Raw genomic sequence first — 14905 nt, 5'->3', positions numbered from 1 at the left:
CAATCTTTTTTCGATTTCGTCATTACCCGTCACTCCTTTATTTTTTGATTATTCAAAATATACAACAAAAACGTACGTTCTGTAAAGAAAAAAGCACTTCATTCCGCCCACCCTCTGAAGAAGTGGGCTTCCTGAAGGTCAATTCTGTGAAAAAATACTAAAAATCAACTAATAAAAGTCCTATATCATTGAAAGGAACTAATCGTTGCGAATTTGCAAATAATAGCTTCTAGAGTAATGTATAATAACCGATTATCATTTAATCAATATCTATTAGCTGGAGGTTGAGAATAATGAATTTAGATAATCGTTTGAAGGGATTGAGAGAACAACATAACTACACGCAGGATGATGTTGCGGATTTTTTAAATATTTCACGACAATCCGTTTCTAAATGGGAGTTGGGTAAGGGGTATCCTGATATTGATAATTTTATAAAGCTGAGTGATTTATATGAGGTTTCTCTAGATCAGCTTATTATAGGAGAGGAAAAATATCATAAAACCGCAGTCTATCATTCGAGTGAATCCAATCATAAAACAACCGGGGATTTTTTTGTGGCATTATTGGTGGCTTATTTTCCCTGTATTATGCATGCTCTATCCTTTAAGGTAATTGTATTAAGAAAAGCTACCCCATTTTTATAGAGGTAGCTTCGTAATTAAATGATTGGTTTGCGTTCTTTTATGACGCGAATTGTTTTTAGTGTTGTATCTTCTGGTCCTTGAACTGGTAAACCAGCTTCAATATTCATTTGAATGTAACGAATATTTTCTTGGGTAATTATTTCCCCGGGAATAAAAATAGGAATACCAGGAGGATATACCATTATGAATTCTGCACAAATGCAATTATCTGCTTCTGCCAGAGGAACAACTTCAGTATCTGCATAAAATGCATCACGAGGTGACATGGCAAGTGCTGGAATATCTGGAACATTAACGATTGCTTCAGTAATAGCAGCCTCTGAATCAAATGCTTTAGACATACGACTAAGTGCATTGATAAGGAGGTTAATTTCCTTTTTCGTATCAGCTAATGTCACTAAACATAAAATATTATATAGATCAGACAACTCTACTTCGATATTAGCATTGTGACGAAGCCATTCTTCAGCTTGATGACCAGAAATGCCTAAATCCTTAACACTTATCAATAGTTTTAACGGATCCATATCATAAGTTGCAGATGATTTTAATTTTTCTTTACCAGCGCATTTTAAATGCGGAATTTGGTTAATGCGTTTTCGGGCATCTTTAGCTAAACGAAGTGCATCATCGATTAAATCATAGCCATGAATTGCTAGTTGACGTCGAGCTGTGTCAAGCGAAGCGAGTAATGGATAAGATGTCGATGTTGTTGTTAGCATTGAGAAAACCGCTTGTACACGTTTTGCAGAAACAAGACCTTCACGAACATTTAGAATCGACGTTTGTGTCATGGAGCCACCAAGCTTATGTACGCTTGTAGCTGCCATATCGGCACCTGCCTCCATCGCAGAATAAGGAAGCTCATCATGGAACTTAATGTGTACTCCATGAGCTTCATCAACAACTACTGGGATATTACGGCTATGGACTATTTCAACAATACGTTTTAAATCAGCTGTAAAGCCGTAATATGTTGGATTAATAACAAGAACTGCTTTTGTATCCGGATAAGCATTTAAAGCTTTTTCGACAGCTTCAGGCGATATTCCATGAGAAATACCATACTCACTATCTACTTCAGGATGAATAAAAATCGGGATTGCACCAGCGAAAACAATCGCCGACATTATTGATTTATGAACATTCCGTGGCACTAGAATCTTATCACCTGGACCAACGACGGTCAGAATCATCGTCATGATGGCGCCACTAGTACCTTGAACGGAAAAGAATGTGTGATCAGCACCAAAGGCTTCGGCAGCAAGTGCTTGCGCTTCCTTAATTGCGCCTTTCGGTGAATGTAAATCGTCTAGTGGAGCAATATTAATTAAATCAATAGATAAAACGTTGTCGCCGACGAATTCTCGGAAAGCAGGATCCATACCTTGCCCTTTCTTATGGCCTGGGATATGGAACTGAATTGGATGTCTGTTCCGATGTTTAAGTAATACGTCGAACAATGGAGTCTCTAATTGTGACAACGCAGGTACCACCTCACTTTATAATATCTAAGAAAACAAATGAATTATAGCACCTAATGACGCGAAAAAATAGACTTTTACATAAAAAAAATAAAAGGAATTTTTAATCATTTCGAGAAGTTAGTATTGTACGAAAGGGGAGGTATTATGAATTGGAATACACGTGTGACGGAACTTTTAAATGTTAAATACCCAATTATTCAGGGGGGATTAGCCTATTTAGCATATGCTGATTTAGCAGCGGCGGTGTCGAATGCTGGAGGGCTGGGACAAATAACAGCAATGAGTTTACGAGATCCTGACTTATTGCGCGCAGAGATTCATAAAGTACGGACATTAACAGATAAACCTTTTGGTGTAAACTTTGCAATTGGTATGTATGGCACTGGTTATGAGGATATGGTGCGTGTTGCAGTGGAAGAAAAGGTGCCAGTTGTTACGATGACTGGAGGGAATCCTGCACCCATTTTCGATATATTGGCAGGAACGGATATAAAAAAATTAGTACTAGTAGCTGCACGTAGGCAAGCTCAAAAGGCGGAACAACTTGGAGCAGATGCTGTGATGGTAGTTGGACAAGAAGGTGGTGGCCATCTCGGACGTGATGATGTAGGAACAATGGTGCTTGTGCCTCAAGTTGTAGATAGTGTGAAAATTCCTGTTATTGCTTCTGGTGGGATTGGTGACGGAAGAGGCTGGTTAGCAGCACATGCACTAGGAGCCGAGGGAATTGAAATGGGAACGCGTTTTATTGCAACTAAGGAATGTGTCGATGCATCTGAGGCTTATAAAGAGGCACTACTTGCAAGTTCTGAAGCAGATACAACAATTATTAAGCGTTCTATTGGGGCCCCAGCAAGAGCGTTACGCAATGGTTTTACCGAAAAGATTTTAGAAATTGAGCAAATGACACCAACTTATGAGGCGTTGAAAAATTATATTAGTGGCACTGCCAATAAGCGCTTTATTTATGATGGTGAGAAAGATGAAGGATTTGGTTGGGCTGGACAAGTTACAGGGATGATTCATGATATTCCAACAGTTGAGGAGCTTATCACTCGAATGGTTGCAGAAGCAGAAAGTATCCGGGTAAAATGGGGGAAGTAACTTAAAGGTGGTTATGTCCAATGGAATATTCTTATCCGTTTTCAATTGATTGGTCGACTGAGGAAATTGTCGATGTTGTTCAATTTTTTGAAGCGATTGAGCAAGCCTATGAAAAAGGCGTTAAACGTGAAGTAATGATGGCGAAATACCGCCGTTTTAAAGAGATTGTTCCTTCACAAGCTGAGGAAAAATCAATTTTTCGTGAATTCGAAGAAGCAAGTGGCTATGTCAGTTACTCTGTTGTTAAACAAACAAAAGAAGCAGCTGATGGGACGATTATTAAAGTTGCACCGAAGCAACGACGTTAAAAAAGTGGACGTGAGTATTCTCACGTCCGCTTTTTTTATCTTCTAGTTTTACGTGTTAAAAATAAGTGATGTACATACACTACATACAATAAAAGTATAAGGTTAGTATGTCACATGACCCGAAGTACAATACTTCATACTTTATTTTCCAACAATGATGTTATAAATAGGAAGTAAACTACTGAAAGTTTCTTCCGTAATTTGATGAAGTTCACTAGCGGACAGCTTGATTGCTTGTTCTCTTGGAATATGTCGACCGACTAAAAATTCACCTTTTTTAACATCGCGCAAACGATTAAGCAATTCATCTAGCTTGTCTTCCTTTGCATCTTCCATGGAGATTGCTGCAGGAGACATATGATCCCCAGAAACAATAAAATCATTAGGAAGTTGCTGTAGCAATGTTTTGTTGGCAATTAAACGTTCTGCCATCACATTTTTTTGTGGAGCTTCATAAATAATAGCTAAGACGATGAATAAATGTGTGCTCCAAAGACCAATCTGAAAGTGAGGTAATGATTTATAACCTCTTTTGTAAGGAGCAAAGGCAACCCAGCTGTCTTTTGGAGGATTTACGGTTCTACGTGCATGCTTCGCCACATGAGGATAAAATTCTTCTCCAAGATGACTTGAAAAGAAGGAAGAAAAATCCTCTCCAAGCAGTTGGAATTTAGGTCGTACAGATGAAATTAACGCTTCCATTCTCTGGTCTAATCCATCTATTTGAAAAACATTGAAGTCTTTATTAGTCCATTTAATTTTCTGCAATTTTATTAACTCCTTTCGATTTATAAGGTTTATTTTATTAGGAAAATGGGAAAAAATCTTATAACAAGAACTTTAAAATAAAAAAAGGAAGTGATTTTTATGAAACCAATCGTAAAAATTATACGTAAAGTTGACATTGAAAAGCAATATGAACACATTTTACAATTAGAATTAGATTATGAATTAGCTTCTCTATTCTCTGCAATGAATGAAAAAAATGAACTTGAAATTGAAAAAAGTAAAAAACGTCTGGCTGAAATTCAGCTGGAACTTGAAAGTTTGCACGCCTATGCGTAATAGAAATTTTATACCCATTTGAAAAATCACTTGCTGAATATTCCGACAGCAGGTGATTTTTATTGTTATAAAGGGTAAAATAGACAGTATATCTTAAAGGGAAATTTTTTAGGGAAGTACTATATGCTACGTATTAACAAAACATCATGAGAAATAAAGGCCTAAGCACAAAGCCGGTTCTGGACGCAATTATACCGAGGTATAATTGATGTAGGCTAAAGCGCAGTGCCTTTTCTTATATTTGAAGGGTGGGTTTTTATGGATTTACAACAAATTGATCAATTTGCGAAAAGTATTATATTTGAAGCGGGAAGGCGTATTCGAGATGCTTTTTCGTACAATCTAGTTATCGAGACAAAATCAGATGCAAATGACCTTGTCACAAATATTGACCGTGAAACTGAATTATTCTTTATTGAAAAAATAAGCGCTTTGGATCCAACTCACAAAATTTTAGGGGAAGAGGGAATGGGAGAAAAAGTAGAGTCGTTAGAAGGTGTTGTATGGATTATTGATCCAATAGACGGCACGATGAATTTTGTTAAACAACATCGACATTTTATGATTTCTATCGGTATTTTTATTAATGGGGTAGGTAAGCTAGGTTACATATTTGATGTAATGCGTGAAGATTTATTTTATGCAATTGCAGGCGAAGGGGCATGGTACAATGACTCACCATTGCGTAAATTGCAATCAGTCAAAATAGAGGAATCGGTCATTGGTATAAACGCACACTGGGTAGCCCCAAATCGCCATATTCACCATGAAAAAGTAATTGAAATGATTCGGAAAGTACGTGGTACAAGGTCGTATGGTTCAGCAGCAATGGAAATAGCGTTTGTTGTTAGTGGTAAACTAGATGCTTATGTATCGATGCGACTATCACCATGGGATATTGCAGGAGGTACCATTATTGCTAAGGAAGTTGGTGCCATCACCACTAATTTACATGGGGAAGGCTTTGATTTTCTACATCAGGATACTTTTATCATTGCCAATCCTTCTATTCACAAAGAGCTGTTAGAAAAATATATTGTGCCTTATGAATAAAAAAGGAGCCGTCTATTTTTTAGACAGGCTCCTTCTTACTTATTAAAGTAATCCTTGCTCACGCAGTTTACGTTTTAATTTAAAGGCTGTCATAAAAATGACACAAGTAGCCACAATGCCTGCTATAATACCAAAACCACTACCAGCTGCTACAGAATAGCCAATAGAACACATTGCTAAAACAGCTGCTAATGCGAAAATGCCCATTACGAATTTTGCACGATTCATAGCCGAGCCTCCTAATATGAAAAATTTGTAATTCAAATATATTTTTTTAGAATGATGTAAATTCTAATAAGGACATTTCTATCCTTCTTGTGCTATAATATCACAGTTAAACATTCGAAAAAAGAATATGGAGTGGAATAATGACAAACTTACGTCAAGATCTTCGCAATATCGCAATTATCGCCCACGTTGACCATGGTAAAACTACCTTAGTCGACCAATTATTAAAACAATCAGGTACATTCCGTTCAAACGAACATGTTGAAGAACGTGCAATGGACTCTAACGATATCGAACGCGAACGTGGTATTACAATTTTAGCTAAAAATACTGCAGTCAACTATAACGGAACTCGTATCAACATCCTTGATACGCCTGGACACGCCGACTTTGGTGGTGAGGTAGAACGTATTTTAAAAATGGTAGATGGTGTTTTACTAGTTGTCGATGCGTATGAAGGTTGTATGCCGCAGACACGCTTCGTACTAAAAAAAGCGTTAGAACAAAAACTTACACCAATTGTGGTTGTTAATAAAGTAGATAAAGACTCAGCTCGTCCACTAGAAGTAGTAGATGAAGTATTAGAATTATTCATTGAGCTAGGTGCAGATGATGATCAATTAGACTTCCCTGTAGTTTATGCTTCAGGAGTAAATGGAACTGCTTCACTTGATGCAGATCCAGCGAAACAAGAAGAAAACATGCAATGTCTATTTGAGAAAGTAATCGAATCTATTCCAGCACCTGTTGATAATTCAGCAGACCCATTACAATTCCAAGTAGCTTTACTTGATTATAATGACTATGTTGGCCGTATCGGTATCGGTCGTGTATTCCGCGGTACAATCGAAGTTGGTCAACAAGTAGCACTTATGAAATTAGATGGCACAGTCAAACAATTCCGTGTTACTAAAATCTTTGGCTTCTTTGGCTTAAAACGTGAAGAAATTCAATCAGCAAAAGCTGGTGATTTAATTGCCGTTTCAGGTATGGAAGACATCAACGTTGGTGAAACTGTATGTCCTGTAGAACACCAAGAAGCTTTAACACCGTTACGCATTGATGAACCGACTTTGCAAATGACTTTCTTAGTAAACAATTCACCATTCGCAGGTCGCGAAGGTAAATTTGTAACAGCACGTAAAGTAGAAGAACGCTTACGTTCACAACTTCAAACGGACGTTTCTTTACGCGTTGAAGATACAGATTCTCCAGATGCTTGGACTGTTTCTGGACGCGGTGAGCTTCACCTATCTATCCTTATTGAAAATATGCGTCGTGAAGGCTTTGAGCTACAAGTATCAAAACCACAAGTAATCATCCGTGAAATTGATGGAGTAAAATGTGAGCCATTTGAACGTGTACAAATTGATGTTCCAGAAGAAAATGTTGGATCAATTATCGAATCAATCGGTACTCGTAAAGGTGAAATGTTGGATATGGTTAACAATGGCAATGGCCAAGTTCGTTTAACATTCTTAGTGCCTGCACGTGGTTTAATTGGTTACACAACTGAATTCATGTCAATGACTAAAGGTTTCGGTATCATCAACCATACTTTCGATTGCTACCAACCATATATTCCAGGTCGTATTGGTGGTCGTCACCAAGGTGTGCTTGTGTCAATGGAAACTGGTAAATCGACAACTTATGGTATGATGCAAGTAGAGGACCGTGGTACACTATTTGTAGAACCAGGTACTGAAATTTATGAAGGTATGATTGTTGGTGAAAATACACGTGATAATGATATCACTGTAAACATTACAAAAATGAAGCAAAAAACGAATGTTCGTTCTGCGACAAAAGATGCGACAAACGTAATTAAAAAGCCGCGTTTATTAACTCTAGAAGAAGCATTAGAATTTTTAACTGATGATGAGTACCTAGAAATCACGCCAGAATCTATTCGCCTTCGTAAACAAATTCTAGACAAAAACGAACGTGAGAAAGCAGCGAAAAAATTAAAAAACGCTGAAAAATAATTTTTTGCTTCCACGAAAGGAAGAGGAGTCTTGTCTATTAAGTCCGCTTTATTGGGTGAACTGAATTTTATTCAAGTTGCTGCACAGACAAATGCAGAGGAAACAGCAGATGCCTATGAAAAAATGGCAGGGATTACGCGTTTTTTATATGAAAACTTACCTAGCAAAGAAATGGCAGGTTATGTTCTGTTTGCTCTAGTGTTTTTGCTCTCTGCACTTGTTTATAAACTAGGCTTTGCAAAGAAATTAAAACTATCACAAAATATTGTTATTTATACTTTCCTGTTTTTAGGGTGTACTTTATTAACATTTTTTGCGTTATATCTTCCGATGGTTGAAGGTCTTATTGTAGCGGCATTAATTTTAATCGTCTATAAAACACGTTTATGGCGCGAAAAAAGAGAAGAGCAACAAGCTGCTAATCAGTAAAATAACTTTACCTTAATAGAAACAGTCTTAGCGATGAAGAGCTAAGACTGTTTTCTTTTTTTTTAAAAGAAGGAGATCAATGTTTCGACAAGCTTCAAATTGTGCTAGTAAAAGTGACGGGAAGAAGAGGCAAAGTGACAGAAAGAATCGAAGCGACGGATAGAAAAACCAAAGCGACGGATAGAAGAGTTGAAGTGACGGAAAGAACAGCTGAAGTGACGGATAGAAAAGTCAAAGCGACGGATAGCAATCGAAGTGACGGAAAGAAGAGCCGAAGCGACGGAAAGAAGAGTTGAAGCGACGGAAAGAATGGCAAAATTGACGGAAAGAATCGAAGTGACGGATAGAATGGCCAAAGTGACGGAAAGAACAATCGAAGTGACGGATAGAATGGCCAAAGCGACGGATAGCCATCGAAGCGACGGAAAGAAGAGTCGAAGTGACGGAAAGAATAGTCGAAGTGACGGATAGAAAAGCCGAAGCGACGGAAAGAACAATCAAAGCGACGGATAGAAAAGCCAAAGCGACGGATAGCAGTCGAAGTGACGGAAAGAAGAGCCGAAGCGACGGAAAGAACAATCGAAGCGACGGAAAGAATGGCAAAAGTGACGGAAAGAATCGAAGTGACGGATAGAATGGCCAAAGCGACGGAAAGAACAATCGAAGTGACGGAAAGAAGAGCCAAAGCGACGGAAAGAATCGAAGTGACGGATAGAATGGCCAAAGTGACGGAAAGAAGAGCCGAAGCGACGGATAGAAAAGCCAAAGTGACGGATAGCAATCGGAGCGACGGAAAGAATAGTCGAAGTGACGGATAGAATGGCAAAAGTGACGGAAAGAATCGAAGTGACGGATAGAATGGCCAAAGCGACGGAAAGAACAATCGAAGTGACGGAAAGAAGAGCCAAAGCGACGGAAAGAATCGAAGTGACGGATAGAATGGCCAAAGCGACGGAAAGAAGAGCCGAAGCGACGGATAGAAAAGCCAAAGTGACGGATAGCAATCGGAGCAACGGAAAGAATAGTCGAAGTGACGGATAGAATGGCCAAAGTGACGGAAAGAAGAGCCGAAGCGACGGAAAGCACAATCGAAGTGACGGATAGAAAAGCCAAAGCGACGGAAAGCCATTGAAGTGACGGAAAGAATAGTCGAAGTGACGGAAAGAATAGTCGAAGTGACGGAAAGAAGAGCCAAAGCGACGGAAAGCACAATCGAAGTGACGGATAGAATAGCCAAAGCGACGGAAAGAATCGGAAGTGACGGATAGAAAAGCCAAAGCGACGGAAAGAACAATCAAAGCGACGGATACAGCATCAACCCAACACTTGTGGTAGAACAAATTTAAAAGATAGGCACCGAAATCTTCCGGTATGAATAAGTTAATGTCGATAGGCTTATTTTCATCAATCGAGGAGGAAATGAAATGCGTTGGCTTAAAAAAGGTTTATTATTTAGTGTTATTGCTTTGTTACTCCTTTCTTTGACAGCGTGTAATAAAACGAAGCTTGAAAAGGTCAAAGTTGGAGAGGTGACGCGCTCGATTTTCTATGCGCCGCAGTATGTAGCGCTTGAAAAAGGGTACTTCGAGGATGAAGGGCTTTCTGTTGAGCTACAGACTATTGCAGGTGGCGATAAGACCATGACGGCATTACTTTCTGATGGCATTAATATTGCTTTAGTTGGGTCGGAAACTTCTGTATATGTAACGCTTCAAGGCTCCAATGATCCGATTCAAAATTTTGCACAGTTAACACAAACAGATGGCACATTTTTAGTTGCGCGAGAAAAGATGGATAATTTTTCATGGGATCGATTAAAAGGCACTACATTTTTAGGGCAACGTAAGGGTGGAATGCCACAAATGGCAGGAGAGTTTGTACTGAAAAAGCATGGCATTGATCCTGCGAGTGATTTAACACTCATTCAAAATATTGATTTTGCTAATATTTCTACAGCTTTTGCTTCTGGAACAGGGGACTTTGTGCAACTATTTGAACCAACGGCGAGTATCTTTGAGAAAGAGGGTAAAGGCTATATTGTTGCTTCATTTGGCACTGAATCTGGACATTTACCTTATACATCGTTTATGGCGAAAAGCAGCTATTTGAAGGACGAAGCGAAGACAGTGCAAGGTTTTACAAATGCATTGAAACGAGCGCAGGATTTTGTGCAAAAAGAGAGTGCGGCCGAAATAGCAAAAATTATTCAGCCATACTTTGAAAACGTAGATGTTGCTTTAATTGAAACTGTGGTAGAGCGTTACAAATCACAAGGTTCCTATGCGACAGATCCTATTTTGGAGAAGAAGGAATGGGATAATTTACAAACGATTATGGAGGAAGCGGGTGAACTTCCTCAGCGGGTGGAATATGAAAAGCTTGTGAATACAACCTTTGCTAAAAAGGCTGCTGAGTAATATGGAATTTTTAAAACTAGAAAATATTCACCATAGCTATTTTTCAAGTACGCAGGCGAAGGAAGTTTTACGTGATATCAATTTAGATATTCGTGAAGGTGAGTTTGTATCTTTTATAGGGCCGAGTGGATGTGGGAAAACAACGTTATTATCAATTATTGCGGGTTTATTTTCGTCTACTGAAGGCAAGGTATACATTGATGGTGAGGAGATTTCAGCACATAATCAGTCTCTCATTGGCTACATGCTTCAACAAGATTATTTATTTCCTTGGAAAACCATTGAGGAAAATGTCACAATTGGTTTGAAAATCATGGAGCGAAGCAATAAGACACATAAAGTGACTGCAAATGGACTTTTGCAAGAAATAGGTTTACCGCATGTAGGGAACAATTATCCGAAAGAGTTATCTGGTGGTATGCGTCAACGAGTGGCGCTTGCAAGAACTTTAGCGGTAAACCCTAAAATTTTACTGCTAGATGAGCCGTTTTCGGCACTTGATTATCAGTCTAAATTAAAGCTTGAGGACTTGGTTGTTGAAACTTTAAAGTCCTATCAAAAAACAGCGATTCTTGTGACACATGATATTGGTGAAGCAATTGCGATGAGTGAACGGGTATTTCTATTCTCAGCAAATCCAGGTACATTGCATAGAGTATTTGAAATACCTGAGGCTTTACGAAAGCTATCACCTTTTGATGTTCGACAGCATCCAGCATATTCAGATGTATTCCAAATTATTTGGAAGGAGCTGGAGAGTCTTGGATAACACATTATATAAACAGTATCAGCAAATGCTTAAAAAAGAAAAACGTTTTGTTCGATTATATCAACTTATTATTTTACTCGCATTTTTTGGAGGTTGGGAGTTACTTTCAAGGTTTGGATGGATTGATCGTTTAATTTTTAGTTCACCAACGCATGTATGGCACACATTAGTAGAAAAAGTGAGTGATGGTTCTTTAACACTTCACGTTGGTGTTACTTTAATGGAAACGATTATTGGTTTTATTGCCGGAACACTCCTCGGTACATTAATAGCAATAGTATTGTGGTGGTCACCGATGATATCAAAGGTACTTGATCCATATTTAGTTATTCTAAACGCTATGCCAAAAGTTGCTTTAGGCCCAATTTTAATAGTTGCCCTTGGTCCTGGTTACTTTTCAATTATTGCGATGGGGGCGTTGATTTCAATTATTATTACGACCATCGTAGTTTATACAGCTTTTAAAGGGGTAGATCCAAACTTTAGTAAAGTATTGCAAACTTTCGGTGCGACGAGATGGCAAATATTTAAAGAAGTCATTTTGCCAGCTTCTTTTCCAACAATCATTTCTACTCTGAAGGTAAATGTAGGTTTATCTTGGGTAGGTGTCATTGTTGGCGAATTTTTAGTCTCCTCGAAAGGGCTAGGTTATCTAATTATTTATGGTTTCCAAGTGTTTAACTTTAATCTTGTGCTCATGTCACTTCTCATCATCGCATTTTTTGCGACAATTATGTATCAGGTTGTCGAATTGATTGAGAAGATGTTAGTAAAAAATAATGGTTAAATGGTTAAAGGAGGTGACTCGAATAATGAGCCACCTCCTTCATGTTGATAATATTCCGATAAAAACTGAAATTGTTCCGATAAAACGAGATATTATTCCGATAAAAGCTAAAATTGTTCCGATAAATCTTGGCGAGTAGCCTGAACGATAAAGGAGGTGACTCAAATAATGAGTCACCTCCTTTGGCTGATCAGTTAAAATTCTTTATCCATTTGTGGTGAAGTACGATAAAAACGGAAATTCCCAGTTTCGACGCGTGTAATAGTATTTTCTTTAATACGATCATGACATGTTTCACACATATACGTATGAATTGGTCGATTGCGTAATTTTTTTGCTAACGGTAAATTATCATCTAAATTGTTAATTGTATCGCAAATGACACATTTTACGCGCATTGCATTCCCTCCTACTCGGCACGAATAGCTAATACATTTTTGATAGGGTTGTCTACATTTGAACCGTCTCTAAATAATACATGGACAGGGCCACCTTCTAGTAAAGGCTTACCATCTTGGCTGTATTGTAAAATTAATGTATGAGCTTCTTCGATTGTAAATGGACATTCTTTACCACCTTCGCATTCAATGACGATTGTTGTCGCTTCAGGTCTGATTTCAGCATTTTTCAAGAAGTGACATAATTCGATTCCGAAAGTACCAGTTTCCATCCCTTTGCGGTCAAATTTTCGTTCTGATTTTAATGTTGGTGGGAATGTAGCTCCTTCCATAATCTCACGTGACCAGTGTGCACCTACCTCACGCATATATTTAATATCTGAATCTTCTTCAGCTTGTTGTGAGATGAAGTACGTTTTTAAATCTAATTTACGATCATCGAAAATCCAAACAGTGGGATCTAATGTTAATTGGAATGTAACTGCTCCCTTAATAGGAATTATTGTTTCCATAGTAGAAATCCTCCTCAAATCTTGTATATCCATGAAATAGTATAACGCTAATGGCTAGAGATAATAAAGAAATATAATTTGATTTCTCTATTTTCCAATGAAGACACTTGCATTTTTAACGACTAGAAGATAAACTTTATTAAGATAGAATCGAAGAAATATCAGATAATGGGGGCGTCCTCATGGATACGAAATCACAAACTTCTTTTCAAGAGAAGGCTTTGGAGCTTTTAGTTGCTGATGCAGACAAAATCGCTCGCCTTATTCGAGTACAGATGGAGCATTTAACAATGCCACAATGCCCTTTATATGAAGAAGTATTAGATACACAAATGTTCGGCCTTTCACGTGAAATTGACTTTGCTGTGAAGCTTGGACTCATTGAACGCGAAAAAGGCAAAGAAATTCTCGATTCACTCGAGAAAGAACTTTCTGTACTACATGACGCGTATACAGACAAATAAAAAGAAAAAACTCAAACGCGATTTGCGATTTGAGTTTTTTTTCTAGAACGAGGTTTTCCTATGAAACAATACTTAAAACGTTATGCACGAAATTTTGATTACCCATTATTTATAACGGTCCTATTATTAAGCTTATTTGGTTTAGTGATGATTTATAGTTCAAGTATGATGGTAGCCATCGTACAAAAGGGGGCAGCACCCGATTATTTTTATCAAAAACAGGTTACTAATTTAATTGTAGCTTCCTTTGGGTTTTTAGCGGCTGCATTTTTCCCGTACAAGCATTATGCCAATAAGAATATTATGCTGTTTCTTACCGTCGTTCTTGCCGTGCTATTTACTTGGTTAAAAGTAGCCGGTCATGGTGCAGAAGATGTAGGATCTCAGAGTTGGATACGTATTCCAGGTTTGGGGAATTTTCAGCCTTCCGAATATGCTAAACTATTTATAATTTTATATTTTTCCGCGGCTTTTTATCGGAAAGGACAAAAATATACCTTTGAGAAGCTACAACCAACAGAAATTTTTTATCCAATATTCCTCTGGATTCTTGTTGTTGCTTGCGTAGCTTTTGAAACCGATTTAGGAGCTGTTATTATTCTTTGTGGTATTGCCGTATCTGTTGTAGCGGCAAGTGGTATTCCTTTTAAAACGTTTTGGAAGTTTTTCGGGGTATTAGGGGCATTTGGCACGGCCATCCTTGGTTTACTATGGTTATTTAAAGGTGAACTGTTACAGGGTAACCGTAAAGGCCGAATTCTATCTTATTTTAATCCGTTTGAATATGAAAATGATATGGGGCACCAAGTAGTAAATAGTTATTATGCAATTGGCGGAGGCGGTTTAGATGGAAGAGGTCTCGGTCAATCTGTTCAAAAATTGGGGTATTTACCTGAACCACAAACCGATTTTATTATGGCGATTATAATGGAAGAACTAGGTATTTGGGGTGTGATAATCGTCATAGGTGGTCTAGGATTTATTGTATATAAAGGATTTTCAATTGCATTGCGTACAAAAGATCCACTAGCACGTATGATTGCGGCTGGTATTGCGAGCTGGATTGGCTGGCAAACGTTTATTAACCTTGGGGGTGTAACTGGGTTAATCCCGTTAACTGGTGTAACGCTACCTTTTATTAGCTATGGCGGGACATCTATAATAATTCTATCTATAGCCATGGGAATATTGATCAATGTTTCTATGTTTGAAAAGATAGAGAGAAAAAAATCACAATCATAAAGGGGGATAT

19 protein-coding genes are annotated in these 14905 nt (G+C 38.0%); 12 read left to right on the top strand and 7 right to left on the bottom strand.

Features of this window, described 5'->3' with window-relative positions:
- Window positions 1–293 precede the first annotated feature (293 nt).
- On the top strand, window positions 294–647 hold the full coding sequence (locus QRN68_RS07085; RefSeq protein WP_285396067.1) for a helix-turn-helix transcriptional regulator: 354 nt from the start codon (window positions 294–296) through the stop codon (window positions 645–647).
- Between the two features lie 14 nt (window positions 648–661).
- Here QRN68_RS07085 and QRN68_RS07080 read toward each other — a convergent pair whose 3' ends face one another.
- Window positions 662–2131, bottom strand: a complete 1470-nt coding sequence (locus QRN68_RS07080; protein ID WP_285396065.1) for an aminotransferase class I/II-fold pyridoxal phosphate-dependent enzyme — start codon at window positions 2129–2131, stop codon at window positions 662–664.
- A gap of 147 nt (window positions 2132–2278) precedes the next feature.
- Here QRN68_RS07080 and QRN68_RS07075 point away from each other — a divergent pair, with 147 nt between their 5' ends.
- Window positions 2279–3238, top strand: coding sequence for an NAD(P)H-dependent flavin oxidoreductase (locus QRN68_RS07075; RefSeq protein ID WP_285396063.1), 960 nt, complete (start codon window positions 2279–2281; stop codon window positions 3236–3238).
- 20 nt (window positions 3239–3258) lie between these two features.
- On the top strand, window positions 3259–3546 hold the full coding sequence (locus tag QRN68_RS07070) for a UPF0223 family protein (protein ID WP_285396062.1): 288 nt from the start codon (window positions 3259–3261) through the stop codon (window positions 3544–3546).
- A gap of 141 nt (window positions 3547–3687) precedes the next feature.
- On the opposite strand, the gene QRN68_RS07065 is transcribed toward QRN68_RS07070, so the two are convergent.
- The gene (locus tag QRN68_RS07065; RefSeq protein WP_285396061.1) at window positions 3688–4314 is read right to left on the bottom strand and encodes a YktB family protein; all 627 of its coding nucleotides are present in this window, start codon (window positions 4312–4314) and stop codon (window positions 3688–3690) included.
- Between the two features lie 99 nt (window positions 4315–4413).
- On the opposite strand from QRN68_RS07065, the gene QRN68_RS07060 reads away from it, so the two are divergent.
- Window positions 4414–4611, top strand: coding sequence for a hypothetical protein (locus tag QRN68_RS07060; protein ID WP_053483442.1), 198 nt, complete (start codon window positions 4414–4416; stop codon window positions 4609–4611).
- A gap of 258 nt (window positions 4612–4869) precedes the next feature.
- Window positions 4870–5664: an inositol monophosphatase family protein gene (locus tag QRN68_RS07055; RefSeq protein WP_285396060.1), complete on the top strand. Its 795-nt coding sequence runs from the start codon at window positions 4870–4872 to the stop codon at window positions 5662–5664.
- 42 nt (window positions 5665–5706) lie between these two features.
- On the opposite strand, the gene QRN68_RS07050 is transcribed toward QRN68_RS07055, so the two are convergent.
- On the bottom strand, window positions 5707–5892 hold the full coding sequence (locus QRN68_RS07050) for a DUF5325 family protein (protein ID WP_068983295.1): 186 nt from the start codon (window positions 5890–5892) through the stop codon (window positions 5707–5709).
- A gap of 140 nt (window positions 5893–6032) precedes the next feature.
- On the opposite strand from QRN68_RS07050, the gene typA reads away from it, so the two are divergent.
- Together typA and QRN68_RS07040 are read left to right on the top strand one after the other, a co-directional pair.
- Window positions 6033–7877 (top strand): translational GTPase TypA, encoded by a 1845-nt coding sequence (typA, locus tag QRN68_RS07045; RefSeq protein WP_285396059.1) that lies wholly within the window; start codon window positions 6033–6035, stop codon window positions 7875–7877.
- A gap of 30 nt (window positions 7878–7907) precedes the next feature.
- Window positions 7908–8306 carry a YlaH-like family protein gene (locus tag QRN68_RS07040; protein ID WP_285396058.1) on the top strand — a complete coding sequence of 133 codons (399 nt, stop codon included), beginning with the start codon at window positions 7908–7910 and terminating at the stop codon, window positions 8304–8306.
- A gap of 104 nt (window positions 8307–8410) precedes the next feature.
- On the opposite strand, the gene QRN68_RS07035 is transcribed toward QRN68_RS07040, so the two are convergent.
- Window positions 8411–8704, bottom strand: a complete 294-nt coding sequence (locus QRN68_RS07035) for a hypothetical protein (RefSeq protein WP_285396057.1) — start codon at window positions 8702–8704, stop codon at window positions 8411–8413.
- Between the two features lie 99 nt (window positions 8705–8803).
- Window positions 8804–9646, bottom strand: a complete 843-nt coding sequence (locus QRN68_RS07030; protein WP_285396056.1) for a hypothetical protein — start codon at window positions 9644–9646, stop codon at window positions 8804–8806.
- 84 nt (window positions 9647–9730) lie between these two features.
- On the opposite strand from QRN68_RS07030, the gene QRN68_RS07025 reads away from it, so the two are divergent.
- From QRN68_RS07025 to QRN68_RS07015, 3 genes are read left to right on the top strand one after another with little or no spacing between them, the layout of a single operon-like run.
- Window positions 9731–10723, top strand: a complete 993-nt coding sequence (locus tag QRN68_RS07025) for an ABC transporter substrate-binding protein (protein WP_285396054.1) — start codon at window positions 9731–9733, stop codon at window positions 10721–10723.
- Window position 10724: 1 nt separating this feature from the next.
- Entirely contained in the window at window positions 10725–11492 is a 768-nt protein-coding gene (locus QRN68_RS07020; protein WP_285396053.1) for an ABC transporter ATP-binding protein, read from the top strand.
- Window positions 11485–12279 carry an ABC transporter permease gene (locus QRN68_RS07015; RefSeq protein WP_285396052.1) on the top strand — a complete coding sequence of 265 codons (795 nt, stop codon included), beginning with the start codon at window positions 11485–11487 and terminating at the stop codon, window positions 12277–12279. Before QRN68_RS07020 ends, QRN68_RS07015 begins: the two co-directional genes overlap by 8 nt.
- 194 nt (window positions 12280–12473) lie before the next feature.
- Here the strand turns inward: QRN68_RS07015 and QRN68_RS07010 are convergent, their stop codons facing one another.
- Together QRN68_RS07010 and QRN68_RS07005 are read right to left on the bottom strand one after the other, a co-directional pair.
- The gene (locus QRN68_RS07010; protein WP_285396051.1) at window positions 12474–12677 is read right to left on the bottom strand and encodes a YlaI family protein; all 204 of its coding nucleotides are present in this window, start codon (window positions 12675–12677) and stop codon (window positions 12474–12476) included.
- Window positions 12678–12688: 11 nt separating this feature from the next.
- Window positions 12689–13189, bottom strand: coding sequence for a molybdopterin-binding protein (locus QRN68_RS07005; protein WP_285396050.1), 501 nt, complete (start codon window positions 13187–13189; stop codon window positions 12689–12691).
- A gap of 182 nt (window positions 13190–13371) precedes the next feature.
- Here QRN68_RS07005 and QRN68_RS07000 point away from each other — a divergent pair, with 182 nt between their 5' ends.
- The gene (locus tag QRN68_RS07000; protein WP_285396049.1) at window positions 13372–13653 is read left to right on the top strand and encodes an Fpa/YlaN family protein; all 282 of its coding nucleotides are present in this window, start codon (window positions 13372–13374) and stop codon (window positions 13651–13653) included.
- 60 nt (window positions 13654–13713) lie between these two features.
- The gene (locus tag QRN68_RS06995; protein ID WP_285396048.1) at window positions 13714–14895 is read left to right on the top strand and encodes an FtsW/RodA/SpoVE family cell cycle protein; all 1182 of its coding nucleotides are present in this window, start codon (window positions 13714–13716) and stop codon (window positions 14893–14895) included.
- Window positions 14896–14905 lie beyond the last annotated feature (10 nt).

The organism is Lysinibacillus sp. fls2-241-R2A-57 (assembly GCF_030209535.1).
Lineage (GTDB): Bacteria > Bacillota > Bacilli > Bacillales_A > Planococcaceae > Lysinibacillus.
This window is presented reverse-complemented; position numbering and strand designations above follow the sequence as displayed.